General features: G+C 63.2%; 13 protein-coding genes. 10 read left to right on the forward strand and 3 right to left on the reverse strand.

The window, feature by feature from the left end; all coding sequences use genetic code 11:
- Genes tssJ through AC0L17_RS26530 form a run of 9 tightly spaced genes read left to right on the forward strand, consistent with a single transcriptional unit; the run spans nucleotide 1 to nucleotide 11237 of the window.
- Nucleotides 1-453 carry a type VI secretion system lipoprotein TssJ gene (gene tssJ, locus AC0L17_RS26490; protein ID WP_091590252.1) on the forward strand — a complete coding sequence of 151 codons (453 nt, stop codon included), beginning with the start codon at nucleotides 1-3 and terminating at the stop codon, nucleotides 451-453.
- A 39-nt stretch (nucleotides 454-492) separates the two neighbouring features.
- The gene (gene tssK, locus AC0L17_RS26495) at nucleotides 493-1827 is read left to right on the forward strand and encodes a type VI secretion system baseplate subunit TssK (RefSeq protein ID WP_023801305.1); all 1335 of its coding nucleotides are present in this window, start codon (nucleotides 493-495) and stop codon (nucleotides 1825-1827) included.
- Between the two features lie 4 nt (nucleotides 1828-1831).
- Complete coding sequence (gene icmH, locus AC0L17_RS26500; RefSeq protein WP_473517973.1) at nucleotides 1832-3154, forward strand: type IVB secretion system protein IcmH/DotU; 1323 nt, start codon at nucleotides 1832-1834, stop codon at nucleotides 3152-3154.
- Between the two features lies 1 nt (nucleotide 3155).
- A complete protein-coding gene (gene tssM / locus AC0L17_RS26505) occupies nucleotides 3156-6695 on the forward strand; it encodes a type VI secretion system membrane subunit TssM (RefSeq protein ID WP_473517974.1) in 3540 nt (1179 codons plus the stop codon).
- Nucleotides 6692-7219: a type VI secretion system-associated protein TagF gene (gene tagF / locus AC0L17_RS26510; protein WP_473517975.1), complete on the forward strand. Its 528-nt coding sequence runs from the start codon at nucleotides 6692-6694 to the stop codon at nucleotides 7217-7219. The genes tssM and tagF overlap by 4 nt, the downstream gene beginning before the upstream one ends.
- Before the next feature lie 16 nt (nucleotides 7220-7235).
- The gene (locus AC0L17_RS26515; protein ID WP_473517976.1) at nucleotides 7236-8321 is read left to right on the forward strand and encodes a DUF2169 family type VI secretion system accessory protein; all 1086 of its coding nucleotides are present in this window, start codon (nucleotides 7236-7238) and stop codon (nucleotides 8319-8321) included.
- Nucleotides 8318-9325, forward strand: a complete 1008-nt coding sequence (locus AC0L17_RS26520; RefSeq protein ID WP_473517977.1) for a hypothetical protein — start codon at nucleotides 8318-8320, stop codon at nucleotides 9323-9325. The genes AC0L17_RS26515 and AC0L17_RS26520 overlap by 4 nt, the downstream gene beginning before the upstream one ends.
- Before the next feature lie 60 nt (nucleotides 9326-9385).
- Complete coding sequence (locus tag AC0L17_RS26525) at nucleotides 9386-10381, forward strand: PAAR-like domain-containing protein (protein WP_473517978.1); 996 nt, start codon at nucleotides 9386-9388, stop codon at nucleotides 10379-10381.
- A 16-nt stretch (nucleotides 10382-10397) separates the two neighbouring features.
- Nucleotides 10398-11237, forward strand: coding sequence for a hypothetical protein (locus AC0L17_RS26530; protein ID WP_473517979.1), 840 nt, complete (start codon nucleotides 10398-10400; stop codon nucleotides 11235-11237).
- A 2-nt stretch (nucleotides 11238-11239) separates the two neighbouring features.
- On the opposite strand, the gene AC0L17_RS26535 is transcribed toward AC0L17_RS26530, so the two are convergent.
- From AC0L17_RS26535 to AC0L17_RS26545, 3 genes are read right to left on the reverse strand one after another with little or no spacing between them, the layout of a single operon-like run.
- A complete protein-coding gene (locus AC0L17_RS26535) occupies nucleotides 11240-12310 on the reverse strand; it encodes a hypothetical protein (RefSeq protein ID WP_473517980.1) in 1071 nt (356 codons plus the stop codon).
- Between the two features lie 13 nt (nucleotides 12311-12323).
- On the reverse strand, nucleotides 12324-12755 hold the full coding sequence (locus tag AC0L17_RS26540; protein ID WP_473517981.1) for a DUF6484 domain-containing protein: 432 nt from the start codon (nucleotides 12753-12755) through the stop codon (nucleotides 12324-12326).
- Nucleotides 12756-12763: 8 nt separating this feature from the next.
- Entirely contained in the window at nucleotides 12764-15067 is a 2304-nt protein-coding gene (locus AC0L17_RS26545) for a type VI secretion system Vgr family protein (protein ID WP_473517982.1), read from the reverse strand.
- A 200-nt stretch (nucleotides 15068-15267) separates the two neighbouring features.
- Here AC0L17_RS26545 and tagH point away from each other — a divergent pair, with 200 nt between their 5' ends.
- Nucleotides 15268-16338, forward strand: a complete 1071-nt coding sequence (gene tagH, locus AC0L17_RS26550; protein WP_473517983.1) for a type VI secretion system-associated FHA domain protein TagH — start codon at nucleotides 15268-15270, stop codon at nucleotides 16336-16338.
- The last annotated feature ends 487 nt before the right edge of the window (nucleotides 16339-16825 follow it).

Consider the following 16825-nt stretch of genomic DNA (forward strand, 5'->3'; position numbering starts at 1 on the left):
ATGATCGATCGCCGCGAACTTATCGTTGCCCTGGGCGCAACCGGGCTGCTTGCTGCTTGCCAGAGCGGTCCGCCGAAACCATCCGCGGTGACCGTCAACCTGACCGGCGCGGCCGGCATGAACCCGGGACCAGGCGGCGGCGACCGGCCGGTGACAGTCCTGGTGATGCGGCTGCGCAGCACCGGTAAATTCAATTCGGCCGATTATTTCGCACTGCAGGGAGATGCCGGCTCCGCACTCGCAGGCGATCTCATCGGATCCGACCAGATCTCCGTCGGGCCTGGAAAGACCGCATCCAAAACCATCACGGTCGAGCCGGACGCGGCTGCGCTGGGCTTCGTGGCCCTCGTTCGCGAGCCCGGCGGCCGGACCTGGCGTACAACCAAGTCGGTGTCGTCGGGATCAACAGTTACCGTCAACGTCACGCTTGGCAGCGGCGGCATTTCCGCCTAGCGGCCAGGGCAAGGGGTGCTCGATGCAGGAAGTAGCGGCATGAGCGATGCAAACAGGGTGCTGTGGTCCGAAGGCCTGTTTCTCCGGACCCAGCATTTTCAGCAGCAGGATCGCTTTTTCGAGGCGACCGTGCGCGGCGCGTTGCAGGCCGGGCAGCTGCATACGTTCGGCTTTCAGCAGCTGACGCTGGACCAGGCGATGCTCGATGCCGGCCAGGTCTCGATCCTGTCGGCACGCGGCATCTTTCCGGATGGAACCCCCTTCTCCATCCCGGACCTGATGGACGCGCCACGACCGCTGCCGGTCACCGCCGATACCGGCGCCGGACCAGTGCTGGTCGCCCTGCCGCTCGAGCCTGCCGGCGGTGTCGGCTTCGATCCGGCGCACGCCGCATCGACAGGGGCACGCTATCATGGGCGGATCGTTTCGGTGCGCGACGCCGTCCAGGGCGGTTCGGATCCTGAAGAAATCGAAATCGCCCGCCCGCAGGCGCTGCTGATTGCACCGGGAAAATCGGTTGGCGGCTACACCGCCCTGCCGATAGCCGATATCAAAGGGGTTCGAGCCGACGGCGGCGTCTCGCTGGACGAGACGTTCCTGCCGCCGACACTGGTCACCGGAGCGGTGGCCTGGTATCGGCAGCTGCTTCTGGAAGTTGTCACCGGCCTCGACCAGATCGCCGAGGCGCATGGCAAGATGGTCATGGGCGGACCAGGGCGCAGCGTCGAAGACCTGCTGATGCTCAATCTCGCCAATGCGGCGCGTCCGCGGCTGGCGCACATGCTGGCTCAGGATGTCTTCCATCCGGCCGAGCTTTACCTGGAGCTTGCCGGTCTTGCCGGTTCAATGGCGACCTATGGCTCGAGCGCGCGACGGCTGAGCGAGTTGCCCGCCTACGATCACATGGCGCCCGGCCCCGCCTATTCGGCGCTGGCGGACGCCTTGCGCTCGCTCATCCTGAGCCTGCGCTACATCGAGCCTAAATCACGCGCACTGCCGGTCATGCGGCATTCGACCAATGTCTGGAAAATCCGCATCGACAACCCAAAACTGCTGGTGGCCAGCCGGATCGTCATCCGGGTCGGCTCCGAGTTGTCGGAAGACGCGTTGCGCAAGATTTTCGTCAACCAGGCGACCGTCGGTTCGGCCGATCAGTTCGAGGGCCTGTGGAAATCCCGTCTACCCGGCATTCCGCTGAAACCGCTGCATTCCCAGCCGCGCGAAATCCCCTACGATGGCGATCGGCTGTGCCTTGAGCTGGACCAGAAAAGCGAGCACTGGGCCTCGCTGCTCGATGCCCCCGGCTTCGTCATCGGCGTGTCGGGCGTGCTGCCGAGCGAGCCGCAGGTCGACTGCTATTCGGTAAACAGGTGAGATGATGAGCCGGGATGATCCTTTCGGACTGTCGGAGGATCGCGAACGCACGCGCATACGACTGACCGGCGCGCCGATGCCGCGACCGATGACGCCACTGTTGTCGGGCGTGCCAATCAAACGGTCGCGCACCCATCCGAACACGCTGGTCAACGCATTCGCGCCGCTGCTCGAGTTCGCGCCCGAGCTGGAAAGCGCGCTGCCGCCGGAAAATCCGGAAGCGTTGCGCACCCGGTTGCTCGATGAGTTGGTTCGGGCGCGTGACGCGGCAATGGCGGCGGGGTCCTCCCTGGAGCGCGCCGACCAGGCAGCCTGGGTGGTGGCGGCATTGCTCGATGATTTGGCCCTGAACACGCCATGGGGCGGCGCCAGCGCATGGCCGCGCCAGCCGCTTGTGGTGATGCTGCGAGGCGATGTCGATGCCGGCACGCAGTTCTTCACGCGTCTCGACGAACTGGAGCGGCATCCGAACCGGGATCGCGAATTGCTCGAACTGCAATATCATTGCCTGGCGCTCGGCTTCCGCGGCAAATATCGTGTGCCAGGCCGGTCGGGCGACCGCTCGCTCAATGCCGTTCGCGTTGCTGCGGCGCGCTTTCTGCGCGATGCCGATGCCGACGGCGCGCCGCTGTCGCCGAACTGGAAAGGCGTGAACGCATCCGACGAGCCGCAGCGGTTCATCGTGCCGATCTGGGTGATGGGGCTCGGCGCGGCGGTTCTCGCCACTGCAATCTATCTCGGGCTGTCGATGGGACTGAGCAGTCAGGCGGTCGAGCTTTCGACGCTGGTTCGTGCTTTGCCGCCGCCAGCCCGCGGCGAAATCAGCCGGACATCGCCACAGGTCGACGCGCCGCCGCCGGAGGCAGTGGATTTCGCGCTGGTCCCGGAGTTCCAGGCCGGAGCGCCGGCCAATCTCAGAGCTGCGCTAAGCGGCACCGAGAGCGTTTCGCTGGCCAGGCTGATCATACAGGCCTCCAACCCCGAACTGTTCCAGTCGTCGCGGCCGACACTGACGGAAGGCTTCGAACCGCTGATCGGTTCAATCGCCAAAGTGATCCTCGCCAATCAGGAACTGATCGGAAACATCACCGTGGTCGGCCATACCGACAGTATTCCCTTGCAACGGTCCAACCCGCTTTCCACCAACCAGCGGCTGTCGGAAGCACGCGCAGCAACCATTACCGAGATGCTGGTCCAGAACGGTGTGCCGCAGGACCGCATTCGCTTCGAAGGACGTGCAGCTACCGATCCAGTGGCCAACGACAGCACCCGCGCGGGACGGGCCTTGAACCGCCGCGTCGAGGTGCTGGTCGAAAAGAGGCTGTAAGATGTTCATCCTGCGCTTCCTCTGGGCGGTTCTGACATCGCGCTGGCTGTGGACGCTGATCGGCATCGCGCTGCTTTCCCTGGTTATCTGGGTGTTCGGCCCGATCGTCAGGGTCGGTGCATACGAACCCTTCGCCTCGGAAAATGTCCGTATCGTCATCATCGCGCTGCTGGTCATTTTTTGGCTGATCTGGCTGATCGTCGCGCAGCGCCGGGCGATCCGGGCCAACCGCATGTTCGTCGCCGAAATCGCTGCGCCCGTGGTGGAAAAACCGCTGAGCCCCGGCGAAGAGAACGTCGCCGCCGTCGGCGCCAAATTCGCCGAGGTGATGGTCGAATTGAAGCGCCGCAAACTCGGCGGACGCAAGTTCCTTCGCGAGATGCCCTGGTACGTGATCGTCGGGCCGCCGGCCACCGGCAAGACCACGGCCTTGCGCCAGTCCGGCCTGAACTTTCCGATCGACCTCACCGACGACCTGCAGGGGGTTGGCGGAACCCGCAACTGCGACTGGTTTTTCTCCGAGAATGCAGTTCTGATCGACACCGCGGGCCGCTACGTGCAGCAGGAGAGCCAGCCGGACGTCGATGCGGCGGAATGGCTGGGCTTCCTCGACCTCCTGAAAAAGCATCGCGGCCGCCGGGCGCTCAACGGCGTGATCGTCGCGCTGTCGATCGACGTGCTTTCAGAGGGCGACGAAGCCATCAAGGCGCATGGCCGCAAGATCCGTCGGCGCCTGGCAGAGCTCAACGACCGGCTCGAAATCCGCCTTCCAGTCTATCTGATGCTGACCAAGGCCGATCTGATCAAGGGTTTCGAGGCTTTCTTCGGCGGCCTGTCGACGGCCTCGCGCGAGCAGGTGTGGGGCACGACCTTCGCGCTGGATGCGCGTGTCGACGCAAAGACCATAGAACGGGAAATCGCCACCCTTGCGACGCAACTCGAGCGGCGGCTGGTGCCGCGCCTGGAGGACGAGGACAAACTCGCCGCCCGCGCCGAGATTTTCAGGTTTCCCGCCCAGCTCACAAGCCTGTCCGAGCCGATCCAGGTGCTGGTCGAGGCGATGTTCGGCGAAAGCCGCTACGAGGAAGCCGCCTGGCTGCGCGGCCTCTATCTGACGTCGGCGACCCAGGAAGGCGCGCCCATCGACCGGCTGACCGCGGCGCTGTCGTCATCCTTCGGTCTTCCGCCGCGGCGCGCGATGCTGGCGCCGCGTGTTGAAAAACGCAGCTTTTTCCTGAAGAACCTGCTGACCGAGGTCATTTTCAGGGAAGCCGGCCTGGGAACATTCGATCCGCTGGCGCAGCGCCGCCGCGCCTGGATCTGGCGTGGCGCCGCGGCCGCCTGTGCCGCCGCCGCCCTGCTGGCCGGTGCGATGTTCACCTGGTCCTACTATGACAACCGCAATGCAATCGCAGCACAGGCGGGCCAGTTCGAAGCGCTGCAGGCGCCGCTGACCGCGGCAGCCGCGAGCCCGGCATCGGTGGAGCAGCCCGCCATCGACAGCGCACTCAATGCGATGGCCGAGGTCGCAAATGCCCGTACCGCACCGCCGAGCAGTGCCCAGGACCTGCTGGGACCATCGGCGTCGGCGGAGCTGCTGCGGGCGCAGGCCGACACTTACGAGCACGCTTTGCGCAACGTGCTGGAGCCGCACATGGTCGCCCTGCTCGAGGCGACGATGTGGCGGCAGATCCGCGATCCGGATTTCATGCTGGGGGCGCTGAAGACCTATCGGATGATGACCGGCCTGTCGCAGATGGACGCCGATTACGTCCAGAGCTGGTGGGTCAACGACCTGCCGGAATTCGCACCGGCGGCGCCCTTTCCGACCGCCGATGCGGAAGAGCACCAGCTTGCCGCGATCCGTCGCATGGCGGTCGACGACAGCTACATATCAGCGGATCAGGCGCTGGTTGCCGAGGCGCTGAAAACGGTTTGCACGATTTCGCTGCCGGCGCGTGCCTACAGGCAGTTGCTGGCCGATCCGGCGGTGGCCGGCCTAAAGGAATGGATCCCGGCGAATTTCGCCGGCCCCAACGGCGCCAAGGTTTTTGCACGGCGTTCCGACAAGACGCTGCGCGTCGGCATTTCGGGCGCGTTCACCTATTCCGGCTTCCACGATGCCATTCTCGACCGGGTCGAGGATGTCGCCGCCCAGGCCGCACTCGATCGGGCGGTGTTTGCCGGAGGCTGTTCGGAAAATTCCGAAACCTCGGTCTCGGCGCTGTCGGAGGATATCCTGAAACTCTATTACGAAGACTACATCGCGCAATGGGACAGCATCCTGCGCGATATCAGGCTCGCGCCATTGGCTGACCTGAATGTCGCCAGCGAGAACCTCAAGGACCTTTCGAGTGCCGACTCGGCGCTGAAGCGCCTGCTTACGGCGGTCGTCCAGGAGACCGAGCTGACCCGATCCGATGAAGCAGCGCCGGCCGACAACAAGGCGGCAGCCAAGGGCACCTCGAAACTGCTCGGCAAGCTGGGGAAGCTGGGAAAGATCGTAAAGACAGGCGCAAAACTGCTGCCGCGCGCAGGCTCCGCCAACGAGGTCGATCTTACCGGCACTCTGGTTGCCGAACATTTCAAGCCGCTCAAGGGCGCGATCGCCGAGGTCGACGGCCAGCCGCCGGCACTCGATGCCGCGGTGGTGGCGCTGACCGCACTTTCGAACGTGCTGCAGACGGTCACGGCCAATCCCGACCCCCAGGACGCGATCAAGAAGCAGGGTGGGCTGGCCGAACTGACGGGAGCGGTCGCCAGGCAAGCGCAGATCCTGCCCGATCCGGTCGACGACTGGCTCGGCGGCATTGCCGGCGACACCAGCGGCCTGACACAGAAGGCGGTCACCTCGGAACTCAACGCCATCTGGCGCGCCGACATCTTGCCGTTCTGCCAGGCGGCGCTAAACGACCGCTATCCGTTCAGCCCCGAAAGCGCGGTTGACGTCAATGTCCGCGATTTCGCCCGCCTGTTCGGGCCGGCCGGGATGATCGACACCTTCATCAACGACCATTTGATCAGCTATGTCGACACCGCCAGCCAGCCATGGAAATGGCGCGCCGATTTCGGCCTCGACGCGGCGGCCCTGGCGGCGTTCGAACAGGCCAGGCGGATCCGCGACGATCTGTTTCCAGGCGGTACCGGCCCGGTGATGAGTTTTACGCTGCAACCGAAGGACCTGTCGCCCAATGTCACGCGGGTGACGCTCAATCTCGATGGCCAGAACCTCGTCTACTACAACAACGCGACGCGGCCGCAACCGATGACCTGGCCCGGCAAGGACGGCACCGGCGTTATCTCGCTCGCCTTCCAGCCGATCGACGGCTCGCCCGAAGTCATGTTGAACGAAACCGGCAGCTGGGCGTGGCTGAGGCTGCTGCGCAGCGGCCGCTTCACCGGCACCTCGCTGTCCGACGTCTACAGCCTGCGACTGGGCACGCAAGGCATGTACGCCGATTTCGAGCTCAAGGCGGCCAGCGTCGAAAACCCCTACAATCTGCAGATGTTCAAGAAATTCTCATGTCCGCCGCAGATATGATCCTGCCCGGCTTTTACGGCAAAATGCCCGCCACCGGCGATTTCGTCACGCGGCGGCTGCCGGGGGATTTTGTGCGCATCTGGGATCGCTGGCTGGCGCAGCACATCGTGCCGCTGATCGGCTCGGAAACCTGGCCGCGCAGCACCGCGCTGCGCTTCCTGGCCGGCCCGGCTTCTTTCGGCGCATCGGCAGGCATTATTCTGCAGAGCGCCGACAGGGTCGGCCGGCAGTTCCCCTTGAGCGTGGTCGCGCAGCTTCCTGACGCTTCCATTCAACTGGCTCGCGCCGATGCGTGGTTTGCCGGGATTGAAGAGGCTGCCTTTGCCGCCCAGCGCGGCGAGTTGACGCCTGACGAACTGGATGGCGCTTTAAGCGTGCTGCCGGTGCCGTTGGTCGAGTCGGGCGAAGAGGTTATCAGCGACATGGTTATGTGGACCGCCTACTCCGACATTTTCGACATCGACCCGCTGTCGCCGAAAACGACAGTGGAGCAAATCTTCGCCGCCAGTTGGGAGACCAGCTGATGCAGGGGCAAGTCTGATGTTCGTCAGCCAGAACACCACGCCCTTTCTCGCGGAGACTTTTCCCTACGCGGACAAGCATGCCGTGAAGTGGTGCGTGGCGGTCGTTCGCGCGACATTTGACGTCGACGAAGATGGCAACTGCACGCCGGCAAAGGAACAACTGCCATTCGTCTTCGCCGACACACATTACGGCGATCCCGAGACCACATCGATCCGCGTCGAGACTGACTTCGTGCCGGTGAAGCCGCATTGCGAGGTGGTGCTCGATGCGTTGGCGGTTGCGCCCGGCGGACGTCCGGCGGAAACCGTTGAAGTCGGCCTGTTCGGGCCAAACCTGCAGAAGCGGGCGATCGTCACCGGGCAGCGCCGATGGTTTCGAGGCGGACTTGGCATCCAGTCGTCAAGTCCGATGCCGTTTATGTCGATGCCGCTGGCCTGGCATCTGACGTTCGGCGGCTGGGACCGAACCGATCCGGATCCGGCCAAGCACCGCAGCGACGCAATCAATCCGATCGGCAGCGGTTTCCTGGTCGGCCAGGGCAACATCGACGGTACGCTGCTGTCTTCGGTCGAGGACCCGCAATCGCGGCTGCGGATATGGAACGATCGCGCCAAGCCAATCGGGTTCGGCCCGGTGCCGCGTTCCGCCAAGGAGCGCGCTCGGTACGCCGGGACGTACGACAAGCACTGGATGGAGAACGTGCTGCCCTTCCTGCCGCAGGATTTCGACGACCGGTATTTTCAGACCGCGCCGCAGGACCAATGGGTCGAGAAGCTCAGCGAGGGAACGATCTTCGGGTGCATGAATATGAACGCGTCGGGCCGGTTCAAGGTCAGGGTGCCGACGTTTGGTACGCCCGTGAGATTCATGTACGACGATCACACGGAGCACAAGGTCGTGCAGCCGGACACGCTCAATCTGATCCCGCACGAAGGCAAGATCGTGCTGGTCGGGCGCGCGGCAGTGAAGCTGCCACGCAAATTCGTGAGGCTGCAGCAGGTGCAGGTGGGACCGCCGCGCGAAGAGCCCGCGGTCAAGCCGCACTATGCCGGCCTTGGCGAGGCTGTCGCCGCGCTCGCCAGGCTACGAGGCCGCCGATGACGGTCATCAGCTGCGTTAGCCTCGTTTCGCCGGTCGGCTACAGCGCCGCCGCGACCTGCGCGGCGCTGCGGGCCGGCATCGCGGCCTTCGAGGAACTCGACTATCGCGACCGCGTGGCGATGCCGATCCGGGGCGCCCGCGTCGACGCCGTCGCGCCGTCCAAGCGCGGGCGCGAGCGGCTGCGCATGCTTGCGCGTCTGGTGCTGGAACACATCGAGCCCGATATCGGCGCGGCGTTGCCCTGGGCGCAGATGCCTCTGATCCTGTGCACCCGCGAAAAGGAAACGCCGGGCGCGCGGCTGAACGGAATGTTCTCCGAGCTGCGTTTTCCGGATGGCTCGGCGGTGACCGAGCGGCGCACGGCGCATATCGCGGTCGGCCAGACCGGCGCCTTCGCGGCGCTGATGCAGGCGCGCAAGATGCTGGGCGAAGGCGCACCGGCCTGCCTCATTCTGGCGATCGACAGCCTGATCGACGCGCGCACGCTGGCCTGGCTCGACCGCCATATGCGGCTGAAGACGAGCGACACAACGGACGGGGTGATCCCCGGCGAGGCCGCATGCCTGGCGGTCGTGAGCAAGCGCCCGATGACGCCGCACTGTGTCACGGTCCGCGGTCTGGGGCTCGGCGCGGAAACCGCGACCGCGATCAGCGAGGAGCCTTTCCGCGCCAACGGACTGGCCGGCGCCTTGAAGACGGCGCTCGCCGAAGCGCGCACCGAAATGCACGAAGTGGCCTTCCGCTTCAGCGACGTGGCGGGTGAATCCTACGCCTTCGAGGAACTCGTCATCGCCCAGATACGCAACATGCGCGAGTCACGACCGGAACAGCCGGTGTGGCACCCGGCGGACTGCATCGGCGACACCGGCGCGGCGGCGGGGCTGATCCAATTCGCCTGGGCGGAACAAGCTTTCAGCCGTGGCTATGCGCCGGGCGATCTGGCCGCGCTGCATGGCAGCTCGATGGCTTTCGGCGGCCGGGCCGCGGCGATCGTCTCGGCATAGGATGGCGAGATGACCAGGAACGTCTTTGCCGGAAAATGGGAGATCGCCGCCGAGAACGGCATGAACAAGTCGATCGCGCGGTTTCCGGATGTGTGCCTGTCGCCGCCCTCGCCGCCGGCGGGGCCGATACCGATTCCCTATCCGGACACGTCGTTCTCGAACAATCTGAAGTCCGCGTCGAGCACCGTAAAGATCGGCGGCAAGGGTGCGGCGCTGGCGCAGAAGTCCTACTACAAGGAGCCGGTGCTCGGCGACGAGGCGGCGACGCGCACGTTTGGCGCCAATGTCGTGACGCATCAGATCACCGGCAAGACCTACTTCCAGGCTTGGTGCATGGATGTGAAGTTCGAAGGCAAGAACGTCTGCCGGCATTTTGATATCACGACCAGCAATCATGCTTCGGCGGCGACCACGACCGCACCGCTTGTTTCGTTGGAAATGCTGAACCTCGCCGATTCGCAATATGCCATTGACGTCGGTGTGTGCCCTTGCTGCGGCGATGCGTTGCATGAGTGGCAGCGCGATCCGGACAGCACTGAAACGCCCAAGAAGCCTTACAAGGCAGTCACATCAACGGAATTCTGGCAATCACGCGTCGATCGGCTGCCGCCAGGCGCAAACAAGACCAGAATGGAGGAGAAATTCAAGGATTTCGTGATGGCGAAAAGCGCGGCACGAGCGAACAGTCGCGCCGGAGGGGCTGGCTGCAACAACGTCCATCCTAGTGAGACGAGTGGTTGCGCCATCCATTTCGAGATACCGCCAGGTAAACGACATCCAGACCCTGACAATCCTGGCGATGTTCTGACGACATCGGGGCTATGCGCAAAGGATTTTGGACATACAAAGAAGACGCGCATCGATGCAGTTTGGTCAGCGAGAACCGGAACTCCGGCGGTGAGCGGCACGTCGCGGAATCATATGACACCGAAACAGGCTGGCGGATGCAACGACCCGAACAATGTGGTCCCGGAAAATATGATGGGTGGTCCCGAGTGCCAGACAATCGAAGATCTGCAGAGCGATCTTGAGGTCGGAACCAACAGTCTGGTCTGAGAGCGAGGATTGGCGTTTGACACAAGAGAGTTTCGCTTCCGATCAGCCGTTCCGGCCGCTGGCTCTCGGATTCTTCATTGAAGAAACCAATGAACTGACTGACGTCAAGCCGATCGTACAGGGTTCCGACTGGCAGCAGATTTATGCCATAAATCTGCTCTGCCGACAGGGTGATTTCTCCAAGACGCACCACGTCGCTCCAATTCTCATGCGCAATACTGAAAGCTTGATCTGGTCGGCGGGCGTCAACATCATCGCGTCTGCTGGCAGATGGGAAGACGTGCAGAAAGCGCTGAATGTCTTTCAGGAACGCATCGACACACCGTGGGTTCGGTACAATATGTCGCTGTTGCTCGGGCTGTCCTGCGACCTGCGCGCGGTCGACCAGCTGCTAAAGATATACGGGCGCTGCACAGACCCCGAGGAGGATGGGGATCAGACGCTGCGTGAGCTTTCCTATTTGCTGGAAGCCGCAACCAAGGAGATCTTCGGCGGCGGCGGCGGCGAAATCGAGCATCAGCGTATCGTGAATCTTGCTGCGCCCCTGCGAGACGCGCTCTCCCGTTCGGTTCAAGGGACAAAAGTATTCGAAAGCGAGACGTTCGATGTCGTAAGACTCGCAACGCGGATATTGGCGCAGGCGGAGAACGGAAATTTGCAGAGCGAACGATTTTATCGTGGCAGGCTGATATTCGAAGCGAATACGGGCGTGAATTGTTCTTCGTTCTTTAATGAATTGGGGCGTCCAGACCGTCTAGCTGTCATCGCCATTCTTGAGGAGTTCTTCGACGGAAATCCACGAGGAAAGTATCAACCAGGGCAGCGCTACTTCTTTAGCCATCCGATTCTACCCTAGGATCACGCCACGCGGTTTTGAGCCCGCCAGGATTCCACCCGATCCGGGACAGCGACGCCCACCACCTCATCATCGAAAAACTCTGCAAACGCCGGTCCCAAATCCGTCGGATCGACCGTAAACATCTTCGTCTCCTCCCGCGCTTCCGGGAAAAGCTCCAGAAAGGCCGCGCATGCGGCGACGGCGACGTAGGGCTCCTTCATCCGCTCGATCAGCCAGGGCAGAATCGAGCGGTCGCCCAGCATGCCGATACCGCGCACCGCGAGCGGCGCGGTGGCGACGGACTTCATCAGCCCACCCATCCAGGCACGCACGTCTTTCTCCGGGCCGGCCGTGATCGCGGCCCGCAAGGCAATCAGCGCGTCGGGTCCGCCGGCGACAGCGGCTTTGCGCAACTCGACCCGCGCCAAGTCGCCGGAGCCAAGTTGTGTCAGCGCCCATCCGGCCCATAGCCGCACGATCTCGTCGTCCGACTCCAGCTCTGCCGCCATCTCGCGCGCGAGGTCCGCTCGCTTCAGTCGGCCGGCCAGACGCAAGGCGAAGGCGCGCGCCGGCGCGTCGGCGTCTTTGACCAGACGCGCGAGCAATTGCCTGGGGTCGACGCAGTGCTCAAGGCAGGCGCCGACCGCCAGATAGCGCTTGAACGCATCTGGCGCGACCAGCCATTCGCGCACGAGGTGGCTGATCTTCGGCGGCTGGTGCCAGGCCAGGGCGCCGACAAGACCACGCCGCTCGTCGGCCTCTCTTGCCGCCGCCACGGCCTGGTCCATGTGCTTGGGGTCGCCTTGCTCGATCGCCATCCAGCCGACGACGAAAAACTCGCCCTTGTCGGGAAAATCCTCAAGCTGCCGTTCGGCTGCCGGCCATGCGGCCGCGCCGGCGATCCGGAGGCCGTCCAGATTGATCTCGACGCGTTGGCCGATCTCGCCGATCACGGTCTCGTCCGGCGGATCCTCAAGGCCCCAGTTATCCAGCTGGGCCCACAGAAAGGCGGCTTGCTCGAGGTGCTGGCGCACCGCCTCGGCCGCGATGCGGCGCGGCGGCGTTAAGAGCTGTTCTCCTGCCGACGCCATCAGCAGGGAGCCATCAGTTCAGATTGATGGAGCCGCCACGAATGCGCTGCGCACCGCTGGCGTGACTGGTGATATGACCACCGCGAATGGTAATGCGGCCATCGCTGTCCATGATGATCGTTGCCTTGCCGCAGCGAAGCTCCAGCCTGTCCTCGGCGCTGATGCGAACGTTTTTGCCGTCGCGCATGACATGGGGGACGGCAGCGGCGGGACGCACGGGATCGACGATGCGTCCGACGATCAGCGGCTTGTGCGGATTACCCCCGTCGAAGAGCAGCGCCACCTCCTGACCGATCATGTCCGACGAGAGTTCGCAGAGACTCCGCGCTGGCAAGGCCGTCTCCTCCGGGCTCCCCGGAAAGACCACCAGAGGCGTCGATTCCTCGCCGAAGCCGAGGAAGGCTCCAATCACCACCCCTTCGATGCGATGCATGACGTTTTTCATGTCACCCTCTAATTTTCATTGATCTTCGAGCCCTTGATGATCACGTCGCTCGACGCCTTGATGTTGATCTTTCCGGAGCCCTTTACGGTGATATCCTTGCCTTCGATAACGATGGTGCCGTCCTTCTTCATCACGATTTGGGCGCTACCGGTTTTTAGGGTAATCTGATCCTTGGCGTTGATCGTCATCGTCTTACCAACGTCAATAACGCCGGACTCACCGACGTCGATCTTGCTCCCTTTGGCGATCTTGAGCATATGCCCGCCACCAACGTCGGTGCTGTCGTTCGACTTGATGTTAGCGACGCGAGAGGCGCCTACATCGGTCGCCTGTGACGCGGCGATGGCGACGGTCTGTCCGGCACCGATGCTGATGTTCTGACCGGCACCGATGGTCCAGGTATCGCTCGTGCCTATGCTGTGCGTCTGGCTGATGCCAACGCTAACAGAGCGCGTCGCCCCGACGGTCCTCGTCTCCGCAGCGCCGACACTGTCGATACGGGCAGCGCCAACGGTCACCGTCTGAACGAGGGCCACCGTCTGCGTGTGATTGGCGCCGATGGTTTCAGTGGAGTTCGCGCCAATACCGATCGTCTCGTTCGAGCCCACCGTTAGCGAGCGATTGACCCCCACCGTCTCGGTGTCGTTGTTGCCGATATCCGTGGTCTGGTCGACGCCGACCTTGACCGTCTTGTTGTTGCCGACGTCCTCGTCGAGGTTGTGGCCGACGGAGTGCTTGGCGTCGTGGTCGATGCGGTCGGACTGGTCGTGCTGGACCAGCTTGGTGCGGTCGTTCTTGATCAGAAGGTTGTGGTCCTTCTGCGCCTGGAAATTGACCAGTTCGGAGCCGGCCTTGTCCTCGAACATCAGCTCGTTGTAACCGCCGCCGCCTTTCGAGGAGTCGGATTTCCAGCCGGATTGCGTGGCGTTGCCCGGCAGTCCGTATGGCGGCATCTGCGAGGCGTTGTAGACGCGGCCGGTGATGATCGGCAGATCCGGGTCGCCTTCGATGAAGTCGACGATCACCTCCTGGCCGATGCGCGGTATCTGGATGAAACCCCAGCCGCTGCCGGCCCAGCTCTGCGAAACCCGCACGAAGCAGGAACTGTTCTGGTCCTTCTTGCCGAGACGGTCCCAGTGGAACTGCACCTTCACCCGGGCATATTTGTCAGTAAAAATTTCCTCGCCGGACGGGCCGACCACCGTCGCCGTCTGCGGACCGCGCATGGTCGGCCGTGTCGTGACCCGCGGCGGGCGATAGGCCAAGGCGGTCGGCGCCACGCCGAGGATCACCTTGAAGTTCTCGCTTTCGACGTCGGCAAGGGCTCTGTAGCCCGGATCGAACAGCCTGTATTCGGCGCTGACCACCAGATATTCCTGGTTCTGGTCTTCTCTTGGGAAGCCGTCCAGCTTGAACGTGCAGCCCGAATACAGGCCGCGCACGGTGCCGACTGCAGCAATGCGCTGGTGCACGGCCTGGATTTCCTCGCGCCGTATCGCGGCCAGGCTGTCGCCGCGACCGACGTCGAGATGCGCACCGGGCTGGCGGTAATTCTCGCCCGCGGCCAGCTTGTGACCGAACGGCTGGGCGGATTTGGCCATCAGGTCGGCGCCCGGCTTCTCGAAATCATAGTCGGTATGGACATAGGCGCCCGGCCGCACCGAGCTGCCCGGAATCCATTCGGTGATGTATTCGACATCGCGCCGGGAGCCCTGCCCTTCAAAGTGATAGGGCACCTTTTCATAGCCCGGCGCCGGCTTGAGCTTGCTCATGGCATCGGCCAGCACAAGCGTGTGCTTGCCTTCGTCATGCTCGAAGAAATACAGGATGCCTTCGTGCTCGAGCAGCCGCTGCACGAAATCGAGATCGCTCTCGTCGTACTGGACGCAGTACTCACGCGGCGGATAAGATCCTTGCAGGCGCTTCTCGAATTTTGCCGTGCTGTATTTCGAGAAAACTTCCTCGACGATTTCGATGACGCTCATGTTCTGGAAAATACGGCAATCGGTGGTATTGCCGAGAAACCAAAGCCATGGCCTGATGACGGCTTCGTAGTAAGCCAGACGGTCCTCGATCCGGGTCAGCCGAAACTCGGAGACAAGGCCGCTGAACCAGCGTTTGGGATCGGATTCACCTTCGATCGAAACCGCACCGCCCAGCATCTTCAGCGGATCGACGTCGGGGCTGTTGCTGACGAACCCGACCGTATAGGCCAAACAACGACTGATCTCATCGCGCCCGACAAGATGCGTGAAGGTCAACAGCTCAGCGCCAACCGGCGTCTGCACAACCGTGGCACGTTCGTTCGGCATGGGTCGTGCCCCCTCCCGCCGCTCGTTTCTGCCTGAGCCTAGCACATGTCTTGCACCGACCAAAGGGGACCCTTGGCGACCGCAGCCTGGTCGCCTGTGGAATCATCGCCTTGAGCGCTTCTGTGCCGCCGCGCTCAGAAATTGCTGGTATAATGGGGTGTCCTGGGTGAGTTTCCCGACAGGATCGACGGCGATTTTGAATGTACATCAGGCTGCAGATCAACAATGTCGTCTCCCTGCCCGCCGGTATGTCGACCGGCTTCTCCGCTCGTGATCGCAGCTTTGAAATCGGCCGCGAGGCCTGTGACTGGACCTTGCCCGATCCCGACAAGTTCATCTCGGCCCGACACTGCGAAGTGCGTTACCAGGCAGGCGCGTTCTGGCTGCACGACATCTCACGCAACGGCACATTCATCAACGGCTCGACGCAGCGCATGGCCGGCCCTCACCGGCTTGGTCAAGGCGACCGATTGCTGATCGGCCGCTATGTCGTCCTGGTGTCGATTGATGACGAGCGCGCGACAGGTGATCCTCGAGGCAGCCACGGTTCGACGCAGCGACAAATGCCTGTCGCAACCGGCCGGCCGCAGGATTTCGGAGACCAGCCTTTCTTCGATCCGGTGGAGCAACGGCCCGGGCAGAGAGCACCGGTGGCTTCGCCGCCCGCGCCTCTCGCTTCGACGCCCGCGCCTCTCGCTTCGACGAAAGACGAGGTGCTGCGGGACATCGCGATCGCAGCCGGCATCGCGCCGGAATTGCTTCAATCGCGTGATCCGCATGAAGTGGCCGCCGAAATCGGCGCGGTGCTTCGGACGGTTGTCGAGGAACTGGCCCTGCTGCTGAAGGCACGTGCGGCTGCGAAAATACTGGCCAAGAGCACACACCGGACGATGATCAGCGCTGCCGACAACAATCCCCTGAAGTTCGTCCCGGGAACCGACGACATCCTCGAGATCATGTTTGCGCGGCGCAGATCCGGCTACCTTGATGCCAGGCACAGTGTCGAGGACGCGTTCCGCGATCTCAAGACGCACGAATTTGCCACCTATGCGGCCATGCAAGCTGCGCTCTCCCGGCTGCTTGACGATTTGTCGCCTGAGGCGATCAGCAAAAAACTCCCACCGACGTCATTCACATCGAAGAAGGGCCTGGCCTGGGACGCCTTCGTCGCCAAATGGCGGACCATGGAGGAAGCACACGAAAACGGAATGCTGGACATATTCCTGGCCTATTTCAGCGAAGCCTATGCCAAAGCCGACAAGCAAAAGTAGACCGGAAACCTGGCAGGTGCCCCGGAAATCAGACCGGTTTGCTGCGCTGACCTTCGGCTGCGGGACGGATCCAGCACAGGTGGAAAGTACTCGTTCCTCGACACAGTAGTTTGACAGGTCGAGCCGATCGGCAGCGAACGTCAATAATTCCCGTCGGTGGCAAATCTCAGTGGCAGATCGCAAGCGTTGGAGATTGGCCGAAACACCCCTCCACTTCGTCATACCAGGGCAAGCAAGGAGCGAAGCGACGCGCGCAGACCCTGGGATCCACGCCGTTACCTCAGCCGAGGAATGCAGCGGACCAGGATAAATGCCGATCTGTAGTGATCCTTCGCGCCCCCCTCTGTCCTGCCGGACATCTCCCCCACAAGGGGGGAGATTGGCAGCTTCGGCGCCCCATTCACTTTTGCGGATAGTGTCCTGAAGGTTCTGCAAAAAGTTCTGGAGAGAGAACCGCCCATGCTCTGAGGCGAGGGGCGGCCATGGC

This window comes from Mesorhizobium sp. WSM4829 (assembly GCF_055811475.1).

Excerpts from the sequence above, each read along its gene's own strand:
- tssJ (WP_091590252.1), top strand. The coding sequence starts at position 1 with ATGATCGATCGCCGCGAACTTATCGTTGCCCTGGGCGCAACCGGGCTG.
- tssK (WP_023801305.1), top strand. The coding sequence starts at position 493 with ATGAGCGATGCAAACAGGGTGCTGTGGTCCGAAGGCCTGTTTCTCCGG.
- icmH (WP_473517973.1), top strand. The coding sequence starts at position 1,832 with ATGAGCCGGGATGATCCTTTCGGACTGTCGGAGGATCGCGAACGCACG.
- tssM (WP_473517974.1), top strand. The coding sequence starts at position 3,156 with ATGTTCATCCTGCGCTTCCTCTGGGCGGTTCTGACATCGCGCTGGCTG.
- tagF (WP_473517975.1), top strand. The coding sequence starts at position 6,692 with ATGATCCTGCCCGGCTTTTACGGCAAAATGCCCGCCACCGGCGATTTC.
- AC0L17_RS26515 (WP_473517976.1), top strand. The coding sequence starts at position 7,236 with ATGTTCGTCAGCCAGAACACCACGCCCTTTCTCGCGGAGACTTTTCCC.
- AC0L17_RS26520 (WP_473517977.1), top strand. The coding sequence starts at position 8,318 with ATGACGGTCATCAGCTGCGTTAGCCTCGTTTCGCCGGTCGGCTACAGC.
- AC0L17_RS26525 (WP_473517978.1), top strand. The coding sequence starts at position 9,386 with ATGAACAAGTCGATCGCGCGGTTTCCGGATGTGTGCCTGTCGCCGCCC.
- AC0L17_RS26535 (WP_473517980.1), bottom strand. The coding sequence starts at position 12,310 with ATGGCGTCGGCAGGAGAACAGCTCTTAACGCCGCCGCGCCGCATCGCG.
- AC0L17_RS26540 (WP_473517981.1), bottom strand. The coding sequence starts at position 12,755 with ATGAAAAACGTCATGCATCGCATCGAAGGGGTGGTGATTGGAGCCTTC.
- AC0L17_RS26545 (WP_473517982.1), bottom strand. The coding sequence starts at position 15,067 with ATGCCGAACGAACGTGCCACGGTTGTGCAGACGCCGGTTGGCGCTGAG.
- tagH (WP_473517983.1), top strand. The coding sequence starts at position 15,268 with ATGTACATCAGGCTGCAGATCAACAATGTCGTCTCCCTGCCCGCCGGT.